The organism is Paracoccus aminophilus JCM 7686, from assembly GCF_000444995.1.
In the GTDB taxonomy this organism is placed as follows: Bacteria; Pseudomonadota; Alphaproteobacteria; order Rhodobacterales; family Rhodobacteraceae; genus Paracoccus; species Paracoccus aminophilus.
Genome location: NC_022041.1, coordinates 560,025 through 577,472 on the forward strand (window position 1 = coordinate 560,025; position 17,448 = coordinate 577,472).

A 17,448-nucleotide genomic window follows, 5' to 3' on the forward strand; every position below is an offset into this window, starting at 1 on the left:
GGCCCGTGGTGGCGAGCAAGGACGGATTTGATCCGCTGGACGAGGGACCGACCAGCCCGGCAGGCGCAAGCGCGGCCAATCGCGAGGTTGCGGCGCTGGATGCCGAGCTTGCGCGGCTGCGCCAGTCGATGGTCTTCACCAGCCGCGAGGTCGGCAATCTGACCTCGGGCATCGGCGGCGGGCTGCGGCGCGCCTTCGAGGGGCTGGTATTTGACGGGCTGAAGCTCAGCGATGCGCTCAAGGGCGTGGCAGCGAGCATTGCCGAAAGCGTGTTCTCGGTCGCGATGAAGCCGGTCGAGCAGGCGTTCGCGGGGGCGATTGCACAGGGCATGAACGGGCTTGTCTCGGGCGCGCTGCCCTTTGCCAAGGGCGGGGCCTTTGCGCAGGGGCGGGTCATGCCCTTCGCTTTGGGCGGCGTCGTCACGCAACCGACCAGCTTTCCGATGCGCGGCGCGACCGGGCTGATGGGCGAGGCCGGGCCCGAGGCGATCATGCCGCTCCGGCGCGGCGCAGACGGGCGGCTGGGCGTGGCCTCGAGCGGGGGCGGAGCGGGGCGCGGCGTCAATGTCACGATCAATGTCTCGACCCCCGATGTCGCAGGCTTTCAACGCAGCCAAAGCCAGATTGCCGCCCAGATGGGACGGCTGCTGGCGCGTGGCGAAAGGAACGGCTGACCATGGCATTTCACGAAATCAGATTTCCCGCGAACCTCTCTTTCGGGTCGGTCGGCGGGCCTGAGCGGCGCACCGAGATCGTGGCTCTGGTCAACGGCCATGAGGAGCGCCGCACGCCCTGGGCCCATTCGCGTCGTCGCTATGACGCGGGGCTCGGGCTGCGCTCGCTCGAGGATGTGGCCGAGCTCATCGCGTTTTTCGAGGCGCGCGCCGGGCAGCTTCACGGCTTTCGCTGGAAGGATTGGGCGGATTTCAAAAGCGGTCTGCCGAAAGACGCACCGCATTTTCAGGACCAGCTTCTGGGCTATGGCGATGCGCGCCAGACCGAGTTTCAGCTGGTGAAGGCCTATGTTTCGGGGCCGGGGCGCTATCTGCGCCCGGTGCTCAAGCCGGTCGCGGGCTCTGTCGTCATGGGGATCGGCACCGATGACATGCGCGAAGGCGTCGATTTCAGCGTCAACACCGAGACCGGCATCATCACCTTCAACGCGCCTCCGGGCAAGGGGGCGGCGGTGACGGCGGGCTTTGAATTCGACGTGCCGGTGCGGTTTGACACCGACCATATCGCGGTCTCGGTCGCTTCGTTCCGCGCAGGCGATCTGCCGCAGGTGCCGATCATCGAGGTGCGGCTATGATGGCCGAGCGCATGGCGCGGGCCTGGTCGGTCACGCGCAAGGACGGGCTGGTGCTTGGCTTTACCGACCACGACCGCCCGCTGGTTTTTGGCGGTTTGCGCTTTCGCCCCGACACGGGTCTGAGCGCGCGCGCCGTTGTGCAGGGGGCGGGGCTTTCGGTCGATAATACCGAAGCCATCGGGCTTTTGAGCGATGATGCGATCACCGAGATCGACCTGATGGCCGGTCGCTGGGACGGCGCCGAGGTGCGTCTGTGGGAACTCGACTGGGCCCAGCTTGCCGACCGGCGGCTGGTCTTTCGCGGGCATCTGGGCGAGATCTCGCGCGCGGGAGCCGGGTTTCGCGCCGAGTTGCGCGGCCTGTCCGAGCCGCTCAACCGCCCTCAAGGCCGGGTCTATCATCCACGCTGTTCGGCCGCTTTGGGGGATCGGCTGTGCAAGGTCGATCTGGACCGGCCCGGCTATTTCGCCGAGGGGCGCGTGGTTTCGGACGATGAAGGGCTGCGGTTCCAGCTGGACGGGATCGAGGCGCAGGAGCCGGGCTGGTTCGAGCGCGGGCAACTGCTGGTCCTGTCGGGTCCGGCCGAGGGCTTGAGTGGCGTGATCAAGAACGATCTCGCCCCCGGTGTCACGCGCCGCGATGTCGAGCTCTGGGCCGCCTTGGGCATTCGTCCCGAGGCCGGAGACCGCATTCGCCTGATCGCCGGTTGCGACAAGCGGGCCGAGACCTGTCGGCTCAAATTCGCGAACCATCTGAATTTCCGGGGCTTTCCGCATCTGCCCGCCGAAGATTGGCTGATCGCACCTCAGGCGACGCCGGTGCGGCGATGACGCCGGATCTGGGGAGAGCGGATGTGGTGGCCGAGGCGCGGCGCTGGATCGGCACGCCCTATGTCCATCAGGGCTCGGTTTGCGGCGCGGGGGCGGATTGCCTTGGCCTGATCCGGGGCATCTGGCGCGCGCTTCATGGCCACGAGCCCGAGGCTTTGCCCGCCTATACGCCCGATTGGGGCGAGCTTGGGCAGGGTGAACTCGGGCGGAGCGAGCTCTTGCTGGCCGGGCTCATGCGCCATCTGCGCCCGGCCGGGCGGGAAGCTCTGGGCGATGTGCTGGTGTTTCGCATGAGGACCGGCGCGATTGCCAAACATCTGGGACTGCTCACCCAAACCGGCGCGGGCGCGCGCTTCGTCCATGCCTATGACCGGCATGGCGTGGTCGAAAGCCCGCTCTCGGGCCCGTGGCGGGCGCGGATCGCGGCACGCTTCATCTTTCCGCCGCTTTAGCATTTCACGAAAGGACCAATCTCATGGCGACGATACTTCTGGCAGCGGCAGGGGCCTCGATTGGCGCGGGATTTGGCGGCGCGGTGCTGGGCCTCTCGGGCGCGGTGATCGGGCGCGCCGTCGGGGCGACGGTGGGCCATATCATCGATCAGCGCCTGCTCGGGCAGGGCTCGAAAGCGGTCGAGACCGGGCGCATCGACCGCATGCGCATCCAGACCGCTGGCGAGGGCACGCCGGTTGCGCGCCTCTGGGGTCAGATGCGGATGCCGGGCCATGTCATCTGGGCCGCGCCTCTGGTCGAGACGCGCAAGACGCAGGGCGGCGGCAAGGGCTCGGGCCCGCGCGTGACCGAAGTGGGCTATCGGTTGAGCTTTGCCGTGGCGCTTTGCGAGGGGCCGATCCTCGGCATCGGCCGGATCTGGGCGGATGGCGAAGAGGTCTCGCCCGATGATTTCGACCTGCGCGTCTATCGCGGCTCGGAAAGCCAGATGCCCGATCCGGTGATTGCCGCGATCGAGGGCGAGGCGGCTCCGGCCTATCGCGGCATTGCCTATGTCGTGCTGGAGGATCTGGCGCTCGAGCGCTGGGGCAATCGCGTGCCGCAGCTGAGTTTTGAGGTTCTGCGCGCCGCCAAGGGCGGGCGCGGTCTGTCGCGCGAGGTCGAGGCGGTCGCGCTGATCCCGGCGACCGGGGAATATGCGCTGGCCACGACTGCGGTGAGCTATGATCTGGGCGAAGGCGAGGTTCAGGTCGTGAACCAGAACCTGCCTGCGGGCGTCACCGATCTGGGCAACTCGCTGCGCAGCCTGCGGCGCGAACTGCCGCGCGTGGGCTCTGTCTCGCTGGTGGTTGGCTGGTTTGGCGATGACCTGCGCGTCGGCCAGTGCAAGCTGCGTCCGAAGGTCGAGGATGTCAGGCGCGAGGGCCATGAGATGGCCTGGCGCGCGGGCGGGATCGGGCGCGGGGCGGCTCAGGAAGTGGCGCGGGTCAATGACCGTCCGATCTATGGCGGCACCCCAGCCGATGGCGCGGTGATCGAGGCCTTGCGCGCGATTGCGGCAGGCGGGCAAAAGGCGGTCTTCTATCCGTTCATCCTGATGGAGCAGCTTGCGGGCAATGCGCGCCCCGATCCCTGGAGCGGCGCGCCTCATCAGCCGGTCATGCCCTGGCGCGGGCGCATCACCAGCTCAATCGCGGCGGGTCGCGCGGGCAGTCCCGATGGCACGGCGCAGGCGGCGGCAGAGGTCGCGGCCTTTTTCGGCACCGCAAAGCCCGGTGATTTTTCACGCGCGGGCGGCGGCGTCCATTACAGCGGGCCCGAGGAATGGTCCTATCGCCGCTTCATCCTGCATTATGCGCATCTCTGCGCCGAGGCGGGCGGCATTGATGCCTTCCTGATCGGCTCGGAGATGATCGGGCTGACGCAGATCCGGGGCGCGGGCCACAGCTTTCCAGCCGTGGCCGCCTTGCGGGCGCTTGCGGCGGATGTGCGCGGGATTTTGGGCGAGAGCGTCAAGATCGGCTATGCGGCGGATTGGTCCGAATATTTCGGCTATCAACCGGGCGGCGGCGATGTGCATTTCCACCTCGACCCGCTTTGGGCCGATGAGAATATCGATTTCGTCGGGATCGACAATTACATGCCGCTGTCGGATTGGCGCGAGGGCGAGGATCATCTCGACGCCGGTTGGCGCCGCATCACCAACCCGGATTACCTCAAGGCCAATGTCGCGGGTGGCGAGGGCTATGACTGGTATTACGCCCGCGATGAGGATCGGCTGGCACAGCTGCGCAGCCCGATCAGCGATGGCGCTTATGATGAGGCATGGGTCTGGCGCTACAAGGATATCCGCAACTGGTGGGCGAACCCCCATCACGACCGGATCGGTGGCATCCGCAAGGCGCAACCGACCGCTTGGGTGCCGGGCACGAAGCCGGTCTGGTTCACGGAAATGGGCTGCGCCGCGCTTGATCTTGGCACCAACCAGCCGAACAAGTTCCTCGATGCGATGAGCTCGGAATCGCAGCTGCCCCATTTCTCGCAAGGGCGGCGCGATGATGTCATGCAGGCGGCCTATATCCGCGCGATGACAGAGTTCTGGGGCGATCCGGCCAACAATCCTGCGCGACCGGCCTTTGGCCGCACCGGGGCGGGGCGGATGATCGACATGAGCCGCGCCCATGTCTGGTGTTGGGATGCGCGGCCCTATCCGGCCTTTCCCGGGCGCGGGGATCTGTGGTCGGACGGCGCGGCTTGGGAACGCGGCCATTGGCTGAACGGACGTGCCTCGGTGGTGCCTCTGGCGGATGTCGTGGCCGAGATCTGCCGCGAGGCCGGTGTCGCGAGCTTTGATGTGAGCGGGCTTTCCGGTCTCGTGCGCGGCTATGTGCCGGGCGGTGGCGACAGCGGGCGCGCGGCCTTGCAGCCCTTGATGCTCGCGCATGGCTTTGATGCGGTTGAGCGCGACGGCAGTCTGCGCTTTCAGATGCGCGATGCCCGCGTCGCTGCTGAGATCGGGCTGGATGATCTGGCGCTTGCCGATCAGGTCAGTGGGATCGAGGCTTTGCGCGCTGCCGATGCCGAAATCTCGGGCCGGATGCGCGTCACCCATATCGAGGCGGGCGCCGATTATGCCGCCTCGACCGCCGAGACCATGCTGCCGGGCGGCGAGTTTGCCAGGGTTTCGGGCAGCGAGCTTGCCATGGCGCTGACCCGGCCCGAGGGGCGGGCGATGGCCGAGCGTTGGCTCTCCGAGGCGGTGATCGCGCGCGACAGCCTGCGCTTCGCCCTACCGCCCTCGCGGGCCGAGCTTGGGCCGGGCGATGTCTTGCGCGTCGATGAAGGCAAGGGCGAGGCCCGGCGGTGGCGGATCGACCGGGTGGAACGAGGCGCGGCCCAGATCATCGAGGCGGTCCGGGTCGAGCCGGGCGTCTACCGCGCGGCGCGCAGCTCGGAGATCACGCATCCGGTTCGTGCCTATAGTCCGGCAATCCCGCTTTGGCCGGTCTTTCTCGATCTGCCGCTGCTCAGGGGCGACGAGGTGCCCCATGCGCCGCATCTTGCGGTGACGGCGACGCCCTGGCCGGGGCAGGCGGCGGTCTGGATGTCGGAGGAGGCCCTGGGCGGCTATCAGCTGAACTGCCGCGTGCCGCTGCGCTCGGTCATGGGGCGCACGGTGACGCCGCTTGGCCGGGCGCGGCCGGGGGTCTGGGACCGTGGCCCGGCCCTGCGGCTGCGTATGAAGGGCGGCCAATTGAAATCCGCGACTGCGAAGGCGCTGATGGCGGGGGCCAACCTTCTGGCGATCGGCGATGGCACGCCGGAAGGCTGGGAGCTGTTGCAATTCGCCGAAGCGCGGCTGATTGCGCCCAATCTGTGGGAGATCGGCCTGCGCTTGCGCGGGCAGGCGGGCACGGATGCCTTCATGCCCGATGTCTGGCCCGCGGGCAGTCTGGTCGTGCTGCTGGACGGCGCGGCGGTGCAGGTCGATCTGGCACCGAGCGCGCGCAATCAGTCGCGGCATTGGCGGATCGGACCGGCGCTGCGCGGACCCGATGACCCGAGCTACCGCCATCAGCAACAGGCGTTCCGGGGCGCGGGTCTGCGCCCGCTCTCGCCGTGCCACCTTCGCCTTGAGGGACTGGAGGCGCGCTGGTTGCGGCGTGGTCGGATCGCGGCCGATGGCTGGGACGGCCCGGATATCCCGCTTGGCGAGGCCCGCGAGCGCTATCTGGCGCGGCTGGTCCGGGACGGGCGTGTGCTGGGGCAGGAGGTCCTGTCCGAGCCGCGCTGGTCGATCCCGCAAACCCTGTGGTCCGCCGCATTAGGTGGCGGACCCTTCACGCTCGAAGTCGCTCAATTGTCCGATGAATTCGGCCCGGGCCCCTTTGTCAGGAGAGACATCCATGTCTGAGAACGAGACCTCGAACCTCGCCTTGCCGCTGCTTTTGCCCGCTCAGGCGCAAAAGCATGTCACGGTCAATGACGCGCTGCTGCGGCTCGACGGGATGGTCGATCTGGTCCTGCAAAGCCTCAGCCGCACGCAGCCTCCGGCGGGGGTGGTTGACGGCATGTGCTGGGGCGTGCCGCCAGGCGCGGTCAACGCTTGGGAGGGGCGCGGCGGTCAGATCGCTATCGGCGCGAATGGCGGCTGGGTCTTTGTCACGCCGCGTCTCGGTAGCCGCGCCTATATCGCGGATCAGGGCGTGCCCGCCATCCATGACGGCGCTCTGTGGGTGCCGGGCGCGCTGAACATGGGCGCGTTCGGCTCGGGGTTGATTGCGATGCAGGCCAGCGACGAGGTCACGCTGACTGCGGGGGCCTCGAAGGAAGCGACATTGAGCATTCCGGCCGGGGTCATGGTCATCGGGGTGACCGCGCGCGTCACGCAGGCGCTGACAGGCACGCTCACGAGCTGGCGGCTGGGCACGGCGGGGGCCGAGAACCGCTTTGGCGACGGGCTGGGCAAGGGGCTCGGGTCCTGGGGGCGCGGGATCTTGTCGCAGCCGATGACCTATTGGGATGCCGCGCCGCTGCGGCTGACCGCGACGGGGGGCAATTTCGCGGCGGGCAAGGTCCGACTGGTCGCCCATTGGCTGGAGCTGCGCATCCCGAATTGAGCCCGCTCTTTCCGCGCCCGTCCGAATTCGGTAAACTTGTTTCAAACAAGGACGGGTGCTGCGCCATGAACATGCAAAAAATGGATGTCCTGTCATCTCTGAGGTCAGGAAAGCCGCAAGACGAGTTCTGGGACCAGATCCAATGTGAGGCGCGCGTGGCAGTGGCAGATGAGCCGCTGCTGGGCGCGCTGATCCATGCGGGCCTGCTTCACCATGCAAGCTTCGAGGCCGCATTGGCCTATCGCTTCTCGTTGAAGCTGGCCTCGGGCGAGATGAGCGAGCAGATCCTGCGCGAAATCGCCGACAGTGCTTTTGCCAATGCGTCCGAGATTTCCATCGCCGCACGCGCGGATGTCGAGGCGGTGTTCGAGCGCGATCCGGCCACTCACCGCCGGATGCAGCCAATCCTGTTCTTCAAGGGGTTTCAGGCACTTCAGGCCTACCGCATCGCTCATTGGCTGTGGCAACAAGAGCGGCGTGATCTGGCCTATTTTGTCCAGATGCGGTGCTCGGAAGTCTTTGGCGTCGACATCCATCCCGGCGCGCGGATCGGCAAAGGCATTATGATCGACCATGCCCATTCCATCGTCATCGGCGAGACTGCGGTGGTCGGAGATGATGTCTCGATGCTGCATTCCGTGACGCTTGGCGGGACCGGCAAGGACGATGGCGACCGCCATCCGAAGATCGGAAACGGCGTGCTGATCGGGGCCGGGGCCAAGGTGCTCGGGAATATCAAGATCGGCAATCACAGCCGGATCGCGGCGGGCTCGGTCGTCCTCGGCGACGTGCCGCCCGGCAAGACCGTGGCTGGCGTGCCTGCGCGAATCGTCGGGGATGCGGGTTGCGCCGATCCCTCGAATACGATGAACCAGCTGCTTGGCCACGACGATCTGTTCTGAGATCTGATCTAAGGCGAAAGTCATGGCGCGCGACGGATCGCGCGCCAAAGCGGTCAAAGCCAGTCGTTGACGCCGCTGCCGACGAGTTCGGGCAAGGTCAGTTTTTCCTCGGTCAGACGGTCGTCGAGCTCTTTCAGAATGCGGCCGACCAACGAAAAACCCTGATAGATCAGCGCCGAATAGATCTGGAGCGCGGTCGCTCCGGCCCGCAGCTTCTGCCAGGCATCATCAGAAGAGGTAATGCCGCCGACGCCGATCAGCGGAATCTCTCCGCCGGTCTGATGGTAGAGCCGGGCGAGCACGGTGGTGGCGCGCTCGAACAGCGGTGCGCCGGACATGCCGCCCGCCTCGCGCGCCTGCAGATCGGTCAGCCCTTTGCGCGACAGAGTCGTATTGGTCGCGATGATCGCGTCGATGCGCGCATTGAGCGCGACCGCGGCAATGTCGCGGATGCCGGCATCATCGAGATCGGGTGCGATCTTGATGAAGACCGGCGGACGGCGTTTGAGACGATCGCGCGCGGCCAGCACTCCGTCGAGCAGCGCCGCAAGCGCCTCGGGGCCCTGCAGGTCGCGCAGCTTTTCGGTGTTCGGGGACGACACGTTGACGGTCACAAAGTCCGCATATTCGCCAGCCTGTCGCACGACTTCGGCAAAGTCACCGGCACGGTCGGCGCTGTCCTTGTTCGCGCCGATGTTGAGACCGACCGGCACGCCCTCGGGATAGCGGTTCGCCCGCGCGGCCAGCCGCTCGGCAATCGCGGCGACGCCTTCATTGTTGAAACCGAAGCGGTTGATGATCGCGCTTTCGGTCGTTAGCCGGAAGAGCCGCGGCTTGGGATTGCCCGGTTGGGGGCGGGGCGTCGCCGCGCCGACCTCGATAAAGCCGAAGCCCGCGCCCATCAGCGCCTTGAGCGCGCGCGCGTTCTTGTCATAGCCCGCTGCAAGCCCAAGCGGATTGGCAAGCGAGAGGCCGGCAATCGAGGTGCGCAGCCGCTCGGTCCCGAAGGGGACACCGGGAAGCGGCACCAGACCCGTGGCGAGGGCCTTGATCGACAGATCATGCGCGCGTTCGGGCTTGAGGCGGTGCAGCGCCGTCATCCCCAGCTTCTCGATCAGATTCATGCAAGCTCTCCGGTCTGATGACCATCAGGTCCGAGCGGCAGGGGACGGGCCCAGAGCACATCCGCCGCCAGCAGTTCGCGGTAAAGATGCGGGAAGAGCGCGCCGCCGCGCGACACCTCCCATTTCAGGGGGGCGAGCGTCTCGGATTCGAGCGCCAGCAGGTGCAATCCCTCTTCGCCCGCGAAATGCTTGGCAAGCGTGCTCGCAAGCTGCTCGGCGGTCGAGATGTGGATATAGCCATCGGCCAGATCGACCGGGGCGCCCCAGGTGCGGCCCGCTTCGACAAAGGACCGATATTCGGTTTCGCGGAAGACTTTATAGATCAGCATGGCCGTTTCTTGCGCCCGAGGGCCGAAAGGGTCAAGCGTGCGATGCGCTTTGCGCGCCCGGCGTTGACGTTTTTTCCGTGCGGGCGTAAGGCCAAGAGCATGACACGCTTGGTGACCCTTTCCACGGCACTTTATTACCCGCTGCCCTGAGCAGCGGCTGAACTCGTCTTGCCCGCTGCCTTTTGGCCAGCGGATGCAGATCGAGCCTTGCATGACCTCTGGCCCCGTTTTCAAGGATCCGGATCATGCTCTCCTCTCTCCCCTCTGTCTGTATCATCGGCTTTGGAGCCTTTGGCGCGCTCGCAGCCGAGCTGCTTGCGCCGCATGTCGCGGTCTCAGTCATCGACCCCGCGCCCGAGGCGCAGGCGCGTCTACGCGCTGAGGGGCTTGGCGCGACCGAGCTTGCCGGGCTGGCCGAGGTCGATCTCGTGTTGCTGGCGGTGCCGGTGCCCGCGTTGGCGAGCTGCCTGCGCGAGATAGCGCCCCATCTGCGCGCGGGGCAGATCGTGATCGACACCTGTTCGATCAAGGAGGAGCCCGCCCGGCTCATGCGCGATCTCTTGCCCGAATTCGTCGAGATCCTGCCGACCCATCCGATGTTCGGCCCGGCCAGCGCGCGCAGCGGCATCGCCGGATTGCAGATCGTGCTCTGCCCCGAAGGCGGCGACGGCTGGCGCCCGATCGCGGCTTTTCTGCGCCGCGCGCTTGGCCTGAGCGTGCGGCGGGCCACGCCTGTCGAGCATGACCGCCAGGCCGCCGTCACGCAGGGCCTGACCCATCTGCTGGCCCGCGCTTTCGGCGAGCTTGGCCCCAGACCCGCGCTGCGCACGCGCACCTTCGAGATGCTGCTCGCCGCGCTGGATCTGGTGCGCAATGATGCCGCCGAGGTCTATGACGCGGTCACCCTCGGCAACCCGCATTTCGCCCCGGCGCGCGATCGGCTGATTGCGGCTCTGCTCGCGGGCTCCCCGCAGAAAGACGCCGCCCCGCAGAAAGGTGAACATCTCCCCGGGGCGATTTCCGCCGAGTAAGATTGACCCGCGCCGAGGCTTCGCTCAATCTGCGCGAGGCAGGTAAAACATCCGGTTAGATGGGGTTCAAAATGAAACGCTGGTTCCTGATTTCGGCGGCGGCCGTCGCGCTTTCGACAGGCACGGCTTGGGCCGATTACACGTTGCATGTCCTGCATCTGAACGATTTCCACAGCCGCGTCGAATCGATCAACAAATTTGACAGCACCTGCGAGGCCGAGGCGGAGGCGAATGGCGAGTGCTTTGGCGGGATCGCGCGGCTGGCCAGCAAGGTGCGCGAGCTGCGCGATCAGCTGAAAGCCGAGGGCCAGAATGTCATTCTGCTCGATGCGGGCGATCAGTATCAAGGCAGCCTGTTTTATTCGACCTACAAGGGCAAGGATACGGTCGAGTTCATGAACGAGCTTGGCTTTGACGCCATGGCCGTCGGCAACCACGAATTCGACGACGGGCCGGATGGGCTTGCGGTGCTGGCGGGCGGTGCCAAATTTCCGGTGATCTCGGGCAATATCGATGTCTCGGGCTCTGAGGCCTTGCAGGGCAAGGTGAAGGAGATGGCGACGCTCGAGGTTGGCGGCCAGAAAATCGGCGTGATCTCTGCGCTCGCGACCGATACGCCCGAGACCTCGTCGCCCGGTGACAAGGTGGTTTTCCGCGACGATCTCGAAAGCCTCAAGGCCGATGTCGACACGCTGAAGGCCGAGGGCGTGACCAAGATCCTCGCCTTGACCCATGTCGGCTATAAGCGCGATCAAGAGATCGCTCAGGATGTCGCGGGCCTCTCGGCGGTGATCGGCGGGCACAGCCATACGCTGCTCGGGCCGATGGAGGGCGCGCAGGGGCCCTATCCGACCTTGGTGAAAAACCCCAATGGCGCCGAGATCCCGGTCGTGACCTCTTACGCTTACGGCAAATATCTGGGCCATCTCGTCCTGACCTGGGACGACAAGGGCAAGCTGATCAAGGCCGAGGGCGAGCCGATCTTGCTCGATCATTCGGTCGTGCCCGATGCCCAGATCGCGGCCCGGGTCAAGGAATTGTCTGCGCCGATTGACGAGCTGAAGAAGAAGGTTGTGGCCGAAATCGCTGCCCCCATCGACGCCGATCGCAAAGTCTGCCGTCAGCAGGAATGCGAGATGGGCAATGTTGTCGCCAATGCCATGCTGGACCGGGTGCGCGATCAGGGCGTGGTCATCGCGATCGAGAATGGCGGCGGTCTGCGCGCCTCGATCGGGGCGGGCAAGGTGACGCGCGGCGCGGTGCTCAGCGTTCTGCCGTTCCAGAATACGCTCTCGACCTTCGAGCTCAAAGGCGTCGACCTGATCGCCGCGCTTGAAAACGGCGCCAGCCAATATGAGGAGGGGGCCGGGCGTTTCGCGCAGGTGGCGGGGCTGAAATATAAACTCGATCCCAATGCCCGCAGCGGCAGCCGGATCAGCGATGTTCAGGTCAAACAGGGCGGGAATTGGGTGCCGATCGACCCCACCGCGACCTATGGCGTGGTCTCGAACAACTATCTGCGCGCGGGCGGGGACGGCTACAAGATCTTCGAGACCAATGCGATCAACGCCTATGATTTCGGCCCGGATCTCGCCGATGTGCTGACCGATTATCTGGCCAAGCAGGGGCCGGGTTATAAGCCGGTGCTCGATGGGCGCATTACCGTCAAGCCGCTGGTCACCCCGGAGCCTGAGGCGAAACCCGAGGCGGCCACCGGCGAAACCGCGCCCAAGCCTGCGCCGTAATCTGGGGCTCAGGCCGCGGGGGCGACAAATCGGCGGCGCTGACGCAGATGGCGCGAGACAAGCTCACGGCCCTCGCGTCCGCCAAGAAGCGGGCGCAGCGCGGGGTCCGGGCGGATGAGATCGGGGAAAATCGCGCGGATCTCACGCAGCGCAGCGGGGCCGAGGCTGGCGAGTGCCTCTGCGCCGAGATGCAGCGATTCCGTCCAGCATCCCTCGGAGAGCACAAGCTCGTGGCGCTCGAAAAGCAGGTGAAAATAGCTGACCCCGTCGCGGGCCCTTGCGACCTCGATGCCTGGCACGCCAAGCAGATGTTTCGCGGCCAGCAGCACCTCATCTGCCGCAAACATCCGCGCTGCAATCTCCGAGCGAAGCAGCACGCGATGTTGTGGTGAGACGGAGAGGTCGCGGGCAGGCGTGCCGTCACCCAAGGCCCCGGCGCGGATGCGGATCGGGCGCAGATGCGGTTGAAGGTCGAGGCGCAACCCGCAAAGCGTGGCGCCGCCGATCCAGCGCAAGGGTTGCAGCCCATTGTCGCGGGTCAGGATGAGATCGCCCGCGCGAAGCTCTTCGACCAAGCGCGGCCCCCAAAGCGTTTCGATCCGCGTGCCGCGGGTGAAACAGGCGGCAGCCGATGGCCAGTAGGGCGTCGCGGAATTGGTCGAGGTGACCGAATATTTTGCGGAAAATTTGAAGCTTGCCGTCGGATCGAACACCGGCAGGGTGACGACGCCTGCAACAACTTTCGGCACCGGAAAGATCAGCACTGACGAGCCATCGCCCAACAAAGAGGGTGCCGCCTGATTTGGCGAACCTTGCAGCGGGAAGATCACCCGAAACTCATTGCCCGCAGCGTCCCTGATGACCGAGCCGAGATAGTTTGAAAGCTGGATCCCGGCGCGGGCGATCGTTCCGTCATTGCCGATTGCTGTGTCCGAGACCAGCTTTTGCTGAGTCGAGGACGGATAGCCCTCAGTCGACGTGACCATGCCGAACTGGTCGTCGTCGTCTTCGACCGTCAGCTTGCCGATCTGGGCGGTGGCAAAGCTGATGCTGGTTCGGTTGAAGAAGGGCCGGAGCTCATCCACTCCGCTCGATCCGACCGGGACCGGGGTCGTGAAGGTGACCATCAGGATCTGATACTTCATCGACGAATAACACAATCAATGGTTGACATTGATTTAACATCTCAACTTCAGGTCGAATCGTCAGTATTTTCCGAGAATTCTAAGAGTTTCGGCTAAGGTTGAGTTGTATTTTAACAACATTAACAATGTGTTAACCTGAAATTAACCTATTTCTGCGTCGCCCGATGCAGACAGCCCCGCTGCGTCACCCGATTCCAGCTCTGCCTCAAGAAACCGTTCAAAATCATCAAGATCGACCGGATCGAACTGGCCAAAGCCTTGCATCCAGATCGAGGCCGAGCGCAGCCCGTCCGGCTGAAGCATACACCAGATGATGCGACCGCGCCGCTCTTGGCGGATCAATCCGGCATTGGCCAGAACCAAAAGATGCTTCGAAATCGCCGCCAGACTCATCTCGAACGGGCCCGCGACATCGGTCACGGCCATATCATCCTCGAGCAACATGCCAAGGATGGCGCGGCGCGTTGGGTCGGCGAGCGCGGCGAAAATCTGGTCGAGCGAAGCGGTCGGAAGGGTCATTTGCCTATGTTCAACTGTCTGGTTGAATATGCCGGGCGGGGCAGGGGAAGCGCAAGGGGCCCGTTGGTCGCAGAGAGGTGTTGAAATATTTCGTTTAAATACAGTCGATTGTATCGAGATCACGCGCGCTTGACTCACGGTGCCTCGCCACCTATCAACACGCCAACAGAGTCAGGGAGCGAAAGCTTTGGCGGACCCCGAAAGAAGCGAGGCCGAGAAGGCCCGTGATGCGGAGCGGCTGCAAGAGCTTGAGGCCCGGCTGCGGGACAAGGGTGTCGGTGCGGCGCCCTCGCGCGCGGAAGACCATTTTAGTCAGGCGAATATGGCCTGGCGGATGGTGACGGAGCTGGTGGCCGGTTTGGTCCTTGGTTTCGGAATAGGATACGGGCTCGACAAGCTGCTTGGCACCATGCCGATCATGCTGGTCATCTTCGTTCTGGTCGGTCTGGTGGCTGGCGTGAAGACGATGATGCGGACGGCCGCAGAAATTGGAAAGAAGCCGGGGCAGTCCGGCGACCACGAGGGTGAATGACGATGGCGACAGAAGAACACGGCGGCGGTTTGAGCTTCCATCCGATGGATCAGTTCATCGTCAAGCCGCTCTTTGGTAATGGCGAAGTTCACTGGTACACGCCCACCAACGCGACCTTGTGGCTGGCGCTGACCGTTCTGGCGATTATCGCGCTTCTGGTCGTCGGCACCCGTGGCCGCGCGATCGTCCCGAGCCGCGTTCAGTCGACTGGCGAGCTGATGTACGGCATGGTCCACAAGATGCTGGAAGACATCACCGGCAAGGATGGGCTGAAGTACTTCCCCTATGTGATGACGCTCTTCTGCTTCATCCTCTTCGCCAATGGCCTCGCTCTTCTGCCGAAATCCTTCTCGACCACCTCGCATATCGCCGTCACGGCGGTTCTTGCCATCGCGGTCTTCCTCGGCGTCACCATTCTGGGCTTCGTCAAGAACGGCACCCATTTCCTCGGCCTCTTCTGGGTCAAGTCGGCACCGCTCGCTCTGCGTCCGGTTCTGGCCGTGATCGAGCTGATCTCCTACTTCGTTCGCCCGGTCAGCCACTCCATCCGTCTTGCAGGCAACATCATGGCCGGCCACGCAGTTATGAAAGTGTTCGCCGCTTTCGCCGCCGTGCTCGCCATCGCGCCGCTGTCGGTTCTCGCCATTGTCGCGGTCTATGCGCTTGAAGTCATGGTGGTCGTCATTCAGGCCTATGTCTTCACCATCCTGACCTGCGTCTATCTGAAGGACGCGCTGCATCCTGGCCACTAAGGCCGGGACAGCAGGACGGTTCTCTCTCTTTCAACCCTTTCCAAGCCTCAAGGAGCATCAACATGGAAAACCTGGGTCAACTCGGTCAGTACCTCGGCGCGGGCCTCGCTTGCATCGGTATGGCCGGCGCTGCCATCGGTGTGGGCAACGTTGCTGGCAACTACCTCTCGGGCGCCCTGCGCAACCCGTCGGCAGCTGCTTCGCAAACCGCTACGCTGTTCATCGGCATGGCCTTCGCCGAAGCTCTGGGGATCTTCTCGTTCCTCGTCGCTCTGCTGCTGCTGTTCGCAGTCTGATCCTTTGCCATCCTTGCGGTTGGGTGGGGGCGTGATGCGCCCACCCGATTGTGAAACGACCGGCATGGGGTAGGATATGTTCAGCCTGTTACAAGCGGCCGCCGAAACCGCGGTCCAAGAATCTGAAACGGTGTCGATCACCGAATCCGCAGACGCCGCACATGCTGCTGGCGCTGCTGTGGATGCCGCTGCAGCTCACGGCGCTGCGGCAGCCCCCGGGATGCCGCAGCTTGACGTGACCACCTATGGCAACCTGATCTTCTGGTTGGTTGTCGCTCTGGTGGTGATCTACTGGGCGCTCTCGCGGATTGCGCTTCCGCGCATCGGCGGCGTCCTGGCCGATCGTCAGTCCGCCATCACCGGCGATCTGATGTCAGCCGAGGAATTCAAGCAGAAGGCCAAAGAGGCCGGAGCTGCCTATGACAAGGCGCTTGCGGATGCCCGGTCTGAAGCGCAGAAAATCGTCGCGGCCAACAAGGCTGAGATCCAAAAGGAGCTCGATGCGGCCATCGCTCATGCTGATGCCGAAATCGCAGCCCGTGCTGGGGAATCGGAAAAGCGCATTGGCGAGATCCGTGCCTCGGCTCTGGACGATGCCCGCACCGTCGCGCGCGATGTCACGGAAGAGCTCGTGCGTACCTTTGGCGGCAGCGCCGATCAGGCCGCGGTGGCTCAGGCCGTCGACCAGCGTCTGAAGGGGAATGTGCAATGAAACGTTTGAGCGTTCTTCTGGCTCTGATCGCCAGCCCCGCTTTCGCGGCTTCGGGTCCGTTCTTCTCGCTGCGCAACACCGACTTCGTGGTGTTGATCTCGTTCCTGGTCTTCATCGGCATCCTGCTTTATTTCAAGGTGCCGTCGATCATCGGGAAGCTGCTCGACAAGCGTGCTGAAGGGATCCGCAACGATCTCGCCGAGGCCCGCCGTCTGCGCGAAGAAGCTCAGGAGATCTATGCCTCCTATGAGCGTCGTCAGCGCGAAGTCAGCGTCCAGGCCGATGAGATCGTCGCCAATGCCAAGCGCGAGGCGACCCTGCAGGCCGAAAAGGCGAAGGAAGACCTCAAGGTCTCGATCGCCCGCCGCCTGAAGGCTGCCGAAGAGCAGATTGCTGGCGCCGAAAGCGATGCGGTTCGCGCCGTTCGTGATCGTGCCGTGCAGGTTGCTGTCGCTGCTGCTGCCGAGATCCTGCAACAGCAGGGCACCGCGGCTGACCGCAGCGCAGGCATCGACAAAGCGATCGACGATGTCGCCCGCCGCCTGAACTGAGCTGGCGCAAGCTAACAGATTGGCCCTCACTCCCTCGGAGTGGGGGCTTTTTCATATTCAGGCCGAGGGCTCGCCGGGCTGCCAGTGATAAAAGATCACCGGATGGCCGCCGCGCGGATGGGTGTCTTCGCGCAGCACGCTCAGACCCGCGCGCTCATAGAAGCGCCGCGCCCGGGTGTTCGTCGCCGAGGTCAGCAGGGTGAAGCCCTCAGGCATGTCGCGAAAGGCGAGCGCGATCAGCGCCGGGCCAATGCCAAGGCCACGCGCCTCGGGGCGCAGAAACAGCTCGGCCAGCACCTTTTCAGAAGGCTTCAGCGCGATGAAGCCGAGGATCTGATCGCGGCTTTCGGCCAAAGTCACCTGCCACGCGGGCAGTTCGGCCGCGACGCGGGCATTCAAGGTTTCGCGGCTGGGCATGATCGGTGCGCCGACGCCCGGCAGGCTCGCGCTGATATGCCAGATCTCGGCAATGGTTGCGGCATCCTCGGGCAGGGCCGGGCGCAGCGAGAAGGTCGGGTTCATGTCACTGGGCATTGCTTTGGGGTCCATGAAAAAGGCCGGAGCGTTTCCGCCCCGGCCCGATCTGCCCATCTGATCTG

19 protein-coding genes are annotated in these 17,448 nt (G+C 64.9%); 14 read left to right on the forward strand and 5 right to left on the reverse strand.

The window, feature by feature from the left end; all coding sequences use genetic code 11:
- The first annotated feature begins 8 nt into the window (after positions 1–8).
- The 7 genes from JCM7686_RS02810 to cysE all read left to right on the forward strand — a co-directional run bounded on the left by JCM7686_RS02810 (position 9) and on the right by cysE (position 8,113).
- A complete protein-coding gene (locus tag JCM7686_RS02810) occupies positions 9–674 on the forward strand; it encodes a phage tail tape measure protein (protein WP_020949351.1) in 666 nt (221 codons plus the stop codon).
- 2 nt (positions 675–676) lie between these two features.
- Positions 677–1,309, forward strand: a complete 633-nt coding sequence (locus JCM7686_RS02815; RefSeq protein WP_020949352.1) for a DUF2460 domain-containing protein — start codon at positions 677–679, stop codon at positions 1,307–1,309.
- Complete coding sequence (locus JCM7686_RS02820) at positions 1,309–2,139, forward strand: DUF2163 domain-containing protein (protein ID WP_041527541.1); 831 nt, start codon at positions 1,309–1,311, stop codon at positions 2,137–2,139. Before JCM7686_RS02815 ends, JCM7686_RS02820 begins: the two co-directional genes overlap by 1 nt.
- Positions 2,136–2,591: a C40 family peptidase gene (locus JCM7686_RS02825; RefSeq protein WP_020949354.1), complete on the forward strand. Its 456-nt coding sequence runs from the start codon at positions 2,136–2,138 to the stop codon at positions 2,589–2,591. The genes JCM7686_RS02820 and JCM7686_RS02825 overlap by 4 nt, the downstream gene beginning before the upstream one ends.
- A 23-nt stretch (positions 2,592–2,614) precedes the next feature.
- Positions 2,615–6,505, forward strand: coding sequence for a baseplate multidomain protein megatron (locus JCM7686_RS02830; RefSeq protein ID WP_020949355.1), 3,891 nt, complete (start codon positions 2,615–2,617; stop codon positions 6,503–6,505).
- On the forward strand, positions 6,498–7,211 hold the full coding sequence (locus JCM7686_RS02835; protein ID WP_020949356.1) for a DUF2793 domain-containing protein: 714 nt from the start codon (positions 6,498–6,500) through the stop codon (positions 7,209–7,211). The genes JCM7686_RS02830 and JCM7686_RS02835 overlap by 8 nt, the downstream gene beginning before the upstream one ends.
- A gap of 65 nt (positions 7,212–7,276) precedes the next feature.
- The gene (cysE, locus tag JCM7686_RS02840) at positions 7,277–8,113 is read left to right on the forward strand and encodes a serine O-acetyltransferase (protein ID WP_020949357.1); all 837 of its coding nucleotides are present in this window, start codon (positions 7,277–7,279) and stop codon (positions 8,111–8,113) included.
- Between the two features lie 53 nt (positions 8,114–8,166).
- Here cysE and JCM7686_RS02845 read toward each other — a convergent pair whose 3' ends face one another.
- Together JCM7686_RS02845 and JCM7686_RS02850 are read right to left on the reverse strand one after the other, a co-directional pair.
- Positions 8,167–9,237: a quinone-dependent dihydroorotate dehydrogenase gene (locus tag JCM7686_RS02845; RefSeq protein ID WP_020949358.1), complete on the reverse strand. Its 1,071-nt coding sequence runs from the start codon at positions 9,235–9,237 to the stop codon at positions 8,167–8,169.
- Positions 9,234–9,566 carry a DUF952 domain-containing protein gene (locus JCM7686_RS02850; RefSeq protein ID WP_041527085.1) on the reverse strand — a complete coding sequence of 111 codons (333 nt, stop codon included), beginning with the start codon at positions 9,564–9,566 and terminating at the stop codon, positions 9,234–9,236. The genes JCM7686_RS02845 and JCM7686_RS02850 overlap by 4 nt, the downstream gene beginning before the upstream one ends.
- Positions 9,567–9,811: 245 nt before the next feature.
- On the opposite strand from JCM7686_RS02850, the gene JCM7686_RS02855 reads away from it, so the two are divergent.
- Entirely contained in the window at positions 9,812–10,597 is a 786-nt protein-coding gene (locus JCM7686_RS02855) for a prephenate dehydrogenase (RefSeq protein ID WP_020949360.1), read from the forward strand.
- A 71-nt stretch (positions 10,598–10,668) separates the two neighbouring features.
- Complete coding sequence (locus JCM7686_RS02860; RefSeq protein WP_020949361.1) at positions 10,669–12,342, forward strand: bifunctional metallophosphatase/5'-nucleotidase; 1,674 nt, start codon at positions 10,669–10,671, stop codon at positions 12,340–12,342.
- An 8-nt stretch (positions 12,343–12,350) separates the two neighbouring features.
- On the opposite strand, the gene JCM7686_RS23820 is transcribed toward JCM7686_RS02860, so the two are convergent.
- A complete protein-coding gene (locus JCM7686_RS23820; protein WP_020949362.1) occupies positions 12,351–13,487 on the reverse strand; it encodes a Hint domain-containing protein in 1,137 nt (378 codons plus the stop codon).
- Between the two features lie 141 nt (positions 13,488–13,628).
- On the reverse strand, positions 13,629–14,006 hold the full coding sequence (locus tag JCM7686_RS02870; protein ID WP_051201505.1) for an ArsR/SmtB family transcription factor: 378 nt from the start codon (positions 14,004–14,006) through the stop codon (positions 13,629–13,631).
- A 187-nt stretch (positions 14,007–14,193) separates the two neighbouring features.
- Between JCM7686_RS02870 and JCM7686_RS02875 the strand changes: the two genes are divergently transcribed.
- The 5 genes from JCM7686_RS02875 to JCM7686_RS02895 all read left to right on the forward strand — a co-directional run bounded on the left by JCM7686_RS02875 (position 14,194) and on the right by JCM7686_RS02895 (position 16,849).
- Positions 14,194–14,538, forward strand: coding sequence for an AtpZ/AtpI family protein (locus tag JCM7686_RS02875; RefSeq protein WP_020949364.1), 345 nt, complete (start codon positions 14,194–14,196; stop codon positions 14,536–14,538).
- A 2-nt stretch (positions 14,539–14,540) separates the two neighbouring features.
- Entirely contained in the window at positions 14,541–15,290 is a 750-nt protein-coding gene (locus JCM7686_RS02880; RefSeq protein ID WP_020949365.1) for a F0F1 ATP synthase subunit A, read from the forward strand.
- 62 nt (positions 15,291–15,352) lie between these two features.
- On the forward strand, positions 15,353–15,586 hold the full coding sequence (locus JCM7686_RS02885; RefSeq protein WP_020949366.1) for a F0F1 ATP synthase subunit C: 234 nt from the start codon (positions 15,353–15,355) through the stop codon (positions 15,584–15,586).
- A 76-nt stretch (positions 15,587–15,662) separates the two neighbouring features.
- Positions 15,663–16,298, forward strand: coding sequence for a F0F1 ATP synthase subunit B' (locus JCM7686_RS02890; RefSeq protein WP_020949367.1), 636 nt, complete (start codon positions 15,663–15,665; stop codon positions 16,296–16,298).
- Entirely contained in the window at positions 16,295–16,849 is a 555-nt protein-coding gene (locus JCM7686_RS02895) for a F0F1 ATP synthase subunit B (protein WP_020949368.1), read from the forward strand. The genes JCM7686_RS02890 and JCM7686_RS02895 overlap by 4 nt, the downstream gene beginning before the upstream one ends.
- Positions 16,850–16,906: 57 nt before the next feature.
- On the opposite strand, the gene JCM7686_RS02900 is transcribed toward JCM7686_RS02895, so the two are convergent.
- Positions 16,907–17,398 carry a GNAT family N-acetyltransferase gene (locus JCM7686_RS02900; protein WP_158442334.1) on the reverse strand — a complete coding sequence of 164 codons (492 nt, stop codon included), beginning with the start codon at positions 17,396–17,398 and terminating at the stop codon, positions 16,907–16,909.
- Positions 17,399–17,448: the final 50 nt, after the last annotated feature.

Excerpts from the sequence above, each read along its gene's own strand:
- JCM7686_RS02815 (WP_020949352.1), top strand. The coding sequence starts at position 677 with ATGGCATTTCACGAAATCAGATTTCCCGCGAACCTCTCTTTCGGGTCG.
- JCM7686_RS02820 (WP_041527541.1), top strand. The coding sequence starts at position 1,309 with ATGGCCGAGCGCATGGCGCGGGCCTGGTCGGTCACGCGCAAGGACGGG.
- JCM7686_RS02825 (WP_020949354.1), top strand. The coding sequence starts at position 2,136 with ATGACGCCGGATCTGGGGAGAGCGGATGTGGTGGCCGAGGCGCGGCGC.
- JCM7686_RS02830 (WP_020949355.1), top strand. The coding sequence starts at position 2,615 with ATGGCGACGATACTTCTGGCAGCGGCAGGGGCCTCGATTGGCGCGGGA.
- JCM7686_RS02835 (WP_020949356.1), top strand. The coding sequence starts at position 6,498 with ATGTCTGAGAACGAGACCTCGAACCTCGCCTTGCCGCTGCTTTTGCCC.
- cysE (WP_020949357.1), top strand. The coding sequence starts at position 7,277 with ATGAACATGCAAAAAATGGATGTCCTGTCATCTCTGAGGTCAGGAAAG.
- JCM7686_RS02845 (WP_020949358.1), bottom strand. The coding sequence starts at position 9,237 with ATGAATCTGATCGAGAAGCTGGGGATGACGGCGCTGCACCGCCTCAAG.
- JCM7686_RS02850 (WP_041527085.1), bottom strand. The coding sequence starts at position 9,566 with ATGCTGATCTATAAAGTCTTCCGCGAAACCGAATATCGGTCCTTTGTC.
- JCM7686_RS02855 (WP_020949360.1), top strand. The coding sequence starts at position 9,812 with ATGCTCTCCTCTCTCCCCTCTGTCTGTATCATCGGCTTTGGAGCCTTT.
- JCM7686_RS02860 (WP_020949361.1), top strand. The coding sequence starts at position 10,669 with ATGAAACGCTGGTTCCTGATTTCGGCGGCGGCCGTCGCGCTTTCGACA.
- JCM7686_RS23820 (WP_020949362.1), bottom strand. The coding sequence starts at position 13,487 with ATGAAGTATCAGATCCTGATGGTCACCTTCACGACCCCGGTCCCGGTC.
- JCM7686_RS02870 (WP_051201505.1), bottom strand. The coding sequence starts at position 14,006 with ATGACCCTTCCGACCGCTTCGCTCGACCAGATTTTCGCCGCGCTCGCC.
- JCM7686_RS02880 (WP_020949365.1), top strand. The coding sequence starts at position 14,541 with ATGGCGACAGAAGAACACGGCGGCGGTTTGAGCTTCCATCCGATGGAT.
- JCM7686_RS02885 (WP_020949366.1), top strand. The coding sequence starts at position 15,353 with ATGGAAAACCTGGGTCAACTCGGTCAGTACCTCGGCGCGGGCCTCGCT.
- JCM7686_RS02890 (WP_020949367.1), top strand. The coding sequence starts at position 15,663 with ATGTTCAGCCTGTTACAAGCGGCCGCCGAAACCGCGGTCCAAGAATCT.
- JCM7686_RS02895 (WP_020949368.1), top strand. The coding sequence starts at position 16,295 with ATGAAACGTTTGAGCGTTCTTCTGGCTCTGATCGCCAGCCCCGCTTTC.
- JCM7686_RS02900 (WP_158442334.1), bottom strand. The coding sequence starts at position 17,398 with ATGGACCCCAAAGCAATGCCCAGTGACATGAACCCGACCTTCTCGCTG.